This is a genomic window from Dietzia sp. Cai40, from assembly GCF_014145165.1.
GTDB classification, from domain to species: domain Bacteria; phylum Actinomycetota; class Actinomycetes; order Mycobacteriales; family Mycobacteriaceae; genus Dietzia; species Dietzia natronolimnaea.
In genome coordinates this window covers 1-3566 of sequence record NZ_JAALEB010000079.1, presented here as the reverse complement: position 1 = coordinate 3566, position 3566 = coordinate 1, and the positions used below count along the sequence as shown (strand labels likewise).

Genomic DNA, 3566 nt, shown 5'->3' with positions numbered 1-3566 from the left:
GCGGCCGGGGCCGAGCGTGACCGGCTGGCGGCCGCGCGCTCGGAGGCCTCCGCACGGGTGGCCTCGCTCCGTACCGAGCTGGCGGGCGCGGAAGCCGAGGTCACCAGACTGGGGGACGCCGCCCACCGCGACGAGATCGTCCGGGCCCAACTCGAGGTCAAGGTCTCCGAACTCGAGTCCGCGGTGCTGGAACGGCACGGCATCGAACCGGAGGCCCTGGTGGCGGAGTACGGACCGGAGGTGCCGCTTCCGCCGTCCGCGCTGGAGATCGAGGAGTACGAGGCGGCCCGCGAGCGCGGGGAGGACGTCACCCCGCCCCCGCCGATGCCGTATCTGCGTGCCGAGCAGGAGCGTCGACTCAAGCTGGCCCAGAAGGATCTCGCGACCCTCGGCAAGGTCAATCCGCTGGCGTTGGAGGAGTTCGCCGCCCTCGAGGAGAGGTACGCGTTCCTGTCCACCCAGCTCGACGACGTCAAGAAGGCCCGAGCCGACCTCGAGGGGGTGATCGATGACGTGGACGAGAGGATCGAGCAGATCTTCACCGAGGCATGGGTGGACGTCGAACGCGAGTTCCGCGACGTGTTCGCCGTGCTGTTCCCCGGCGGCGAGGGCCGGCTGATCCTCACCGACCCCACGGACATGCTGGCCACGGGGATCGAGGTGGAGGCCCGGCCGCCGGGCAAGAAGGTCAAGCGACTGTCGCTGCTGTCCGGTGGCGAGAAGTCGTTGACGGCCGTGGCGATGCTGGTGGCGATCTTCAAGGCCCGCCCCAGCCCGTTCTACGTGATGGACGAGGTCGAGGCCGCACTCGACGACACCAACCTGCGCCGCCTCATCGGGTTGTTCGAACAGCTGCGGGAGACCAGCCAGCTCATCGTGATCACCCACCAGAAGCCCACGATGGACGTCGCCGACGTCCTCTACGGGGTGTCCATGCAGGGCGACGGCATCTCCAAGGTGATCTCCCAGCGCATGCGCTGACCTCCCCCGTGCGCGCGGGGCAGGTCACGAGCGCCTGAAGACCGCGCGGAGGCGCTCCCGGTTGACCATGCCGATCGCACGCAGCGGAATCCCCGCCGGGCACACCCTCGAGCACTCGCCGTAGAGGGAGCAGGAGCCGAACTCCTGATCCGCGGCGTCGACCATCTCGCGTGCCCGGGACCCGCGTTCGCGGCTCGCCACCGGCATCAGGGCCAGATGCCCCAGCTTCGCACCCAGGAAGAGATTGGCCGATCCGTTGGGGCAGGCCGCCACGCACGCACCGCAGCCGATGCAGGCCGCCAGATCCAGTGCGGTCTCCGCGTCGTCGTGCCCCTGTGCCGTGAGGTCGGCGTCGGGGGCCGTCCCCGCGGGAAGCGACACGTGGGCGCCGGCCTCGGCTATCCCGTCCAGCGCGGAGCGGTCCACCACCAGGTCCCGGATCACGGGGAACACCGCCGCGCGCATCGGTTCGATGCGCAGGGTGTCACCGTCGGAGTAGGCGTCCAGGCGCTGGTGGCACGAGGGGGTGTTCTCGGCCGGGCCGTGCGCGCGCCCGTCGACGGTCACCCCGCACGCTCCGCAGATCCCCTCCCGGCAGTCGGAATCGAAGGCCACCGGGTCCACCCCGTCGTCGACCAGTCGGTCGTTGAGCGAGTCGAGCAGCTCGAGCAGGCTCATCTCCGGTTCGGCGTCCGGAACGTGGTACTCCACGTAGTCGCCGGACTCCTCGGGACCGGCCTGCCTCCACACGCGCAGGGTGAGTCTCACGGGGTGGTGCTCGCAGTCGTTCGTCGGGTGGATCTCATCGGTAGTCCCTCGTGGTGAGCTCGACCGCGGAGAAGTCGAGCGGTTCGGCATGGCGGGTGAAGGTGCGCGGGCCGCCCCGGTCGTCGCCGGCCGATCCCCAGGCCGAGGCGAAGCGCCAGAGGTCGTCTCGGCGCAGCGCCTCGCCGCCCGGGGACCGGTGTTCGTCGCGGAAGTGGGCGCCACAGGATTCGTCGCGGTCCAGGGCGTCGACGCACATCAGTTCGGCCAGCTCCAGGTAGTCGGCCGTCCGGCCGGCCAGTTCGAGCACCTGGTTGAGGTGCTCACCGGTCCCGGTCACGCGGAGGTCGGACCAGAACCGGGCCCGGAGGTCGCGGATGCGCCCGATCGCGGCGGTCAGCCCCTCGGCCGTGCGGGTGACCCCGCAGCCGGCGTAGAGGATCTCGCCCAGCGCGCGGTGGAAATGGGCGGGCCCGGTGGATCCGCCCACCGCGAGGAGCGCCTCGACGCGCGCCCGGGCGCGGCCCACGGCGGTGGTGACCACCTCGTCGTCGTCGTCCGGTGGATCGTCCCCGAGGCGGGCGGCCAGGTGCGCCGGCACCGAGTACGGGAGGGTGAACCAGCCGTCCACACTGGCGCTGAGCAGCGAGTTGGCGCCGAGTCGGTTGGCGCCGTGATACGCCCAGCCGCATTCGCCGCCGACGAACAGTCCGGGGATCGAGGTCTGGAGGTCGTAGTCGCTCCAGAGCCCGCCCATGGTGAAGTGACAGGTGGGCGCGATGCGCATCGGGACGGAGTACGGGTCCTCGCCGGTGGCGTGGGAGTACATCTCGAACAGGTTGCCGTACCGTTCGGCGACCCGCTGCCGGCCGTCGCGGGCGAGGGAGTCCCGGAAGTCCAGGTACACCGAGTTGTGGCGGGGGCCCACCCCGCGGCCGTCGCGGATCTCCGCCGTGATCGCCCGTGACGCCACGTCGCGGGGGACCAGGTTTCCGTAGGCCGGGTAGCGGCGCTCGAGGAAGAAGTCGCGGTCGGAATCGGGGATGTCGCCCGGCGGTCGGTGGTCGCCGGCGTGCCTCGGCACCCAGATGCGGCCGTCGTTGCGGAGCGACTCGCTCATGAGGATGGTCTTGGCCTGCCAGGTCGTGTCCTTGGGCAGGGCGGTGGGGTGGAACTGGACGAACGACGGCGAGGCGAACAACGCCCCTCGCTGGTGAGCCCGCCACACGGCCGAGGCGTTGGAGTTCACCGCGAGCGTGGAGTCGTGGAAGACGTTCCCGTAGCCGCCCGTCGCCAGCACCACGGCGTGGGCGGTCTCGGCGCGGAGGTGTCCGGTAACGAGGTCGCGGACCACGACCCCGTGACATCCGGCGTCGTCGACGATCAGATCGAGCATCTCGTGGCGGGTGTGCAACCGCACCGTGCCCGCCCGGATCTGCCGCTGGAGGGCCTGGGTGCCGGCGATCTGGAGTTGCTGACCGGTCTGCCCGCGTGAGTAGTAGGTGCGTGAGACCTGCACTCCGCCGAACGACCGCGTGGACAGCACGCCCCCGTACTCCCGGGCGAACGGCGTGCCGATCCCCGAGAAGTGGTCGATGACGCGAACCGACTCCTCGCCGAGCCTGAACGCCTCGGCCTCCCGGCCCCGGAAGTCGCCACCCTTGACCGTGTCGGCGACGAAGCGGTGCAGGGAGTCGCCGTCGACCCGCCTCGCGCGGGCGGCGTTGATCCCGCCCTGGGCCGCCACGGAGTGCGCGCGCCGCGGCGCGTCGTGGTAGGTCAGCGCGGTGACCCGGTACCCCAGCTCGCCGAGCGCGGCC

3 protein-coding genes are annotated in these 3566 nt (G+C 71.3%); 1 reads left to right on the top strand and 2 read right to left on the bottom strand.

The window, feature by feature from the left end; translation table 11 throughout:
- On the top strand, window positions 1–981 hold a 981-nt coding region (locus G6022_RS04075), incomplete at its 5' end, for an AAA family ATPase (protein WP_182691033.1).
- A gap of 24 nt (window positions 982–1005) precedes the next feature.
- Here G6022_RS04075 and G6022_RS04070 read toward each other — a convergent pair.
- On the bottom strand, window positions 1006–1749 hold the full coding sequence (locus tag G6022_RS04070) for a succinate dehydrogenase/fumarate reductase iron-sulfur subunit (protein ID WP_182640131.1): 744 nt from the start codon (window positions 1747–1749) through the stop codon (window positions 1006–1008).
- A gap of 34 nt (window positions 1750–1783) precedes the next feature.
- Window positions 1784–3566, bottom strand: a 1783-nt coding sequence (locus tag G6022_RS04065) for a fumarate reductase/succinate dehydrogenase flavoprotein subunit (protein ID WP_182691031.1), incomplete at its 5' end; no start/stop codon positions are given.